This is a genomic window from Bacillus sp. JH7, from assembly GCF_001563515.1.
Classification (GTDB): domain Bacteria; phylum Bacillota; class Bacilli; order Bacillales; family Bacillaceae_G; genus Bacillus_A; species Bacillus_A cereus.
The window spans coordinates 1-671 of sequence record NZ_LPUS01000017.1; the positions used below are offsets into that span (position 1 = coordinate 1).

A 671-nucleotide genomic window follows, 5' to 3' on the forward strand; every position below is an offset into this window, starting at 1 on the left:
GAAACGCCTGATCAAACCGCTTTTGTTTGGCGAGATGCGAAAATTACGTACAAACAATTAAAGGAAGATTCTGATGCGTTAGCACATTGGATTTCTTCTGAGTATCCAGACGATCGTTCACCAATTATGGTGTATGGCCATATGCAACCTGAAATGATTGTTAACTTTTTAGGATGTGTAAAAGCTGGACATGCTTACATTCCTGTAGATTTATCTATCCCAGCTGATCGTGTACAACGTATTGCTGAAAATTCTGGTGCGAAATTACTTTTATCGGCAACAGCAGTAACTGTAACTGATTTACCAGTTCGCATCGTAAGTGAAGACAACTTAAAAGATATTTTCTTTACTCATAAAGGGAACACTCCAAATCCTGAACATGCGGTAAAAGGTGATGAGAACTTCTACATTATTTACACATCAGGAAGCACAGGTAATCCGAAAGGGGTTCAGATTACTTATAACTGCCTTGTAAGCTTTACAAAATGGGCTGTAGAAGATTTCAACTTACAAACAGGGCAAGTATTCTTAAACCAAGCACCTTTCTCATTCGATTTATCTGTCATGGATATTTACCCATCATTAGTAACAGGTGGTACACTTTGGGCAATCGATAAAGATATGATTGCGCGTCCAAAAGACTTGTTTGCTTCTTTAGAGCAATCGGATAT

Annotated in this window: 1 protein-coding gene; it reads left to right on the plus strand. The window is 38.2% G+C overall.

The window, feature by feature from the left end:
- Window positions 1-671 (plus strand): AMP-binding protein (locus AU379_RS20485; RefSeq protein WP_157462705.1); only part of this gene is annotated, 671 nt, incomplete at both ends.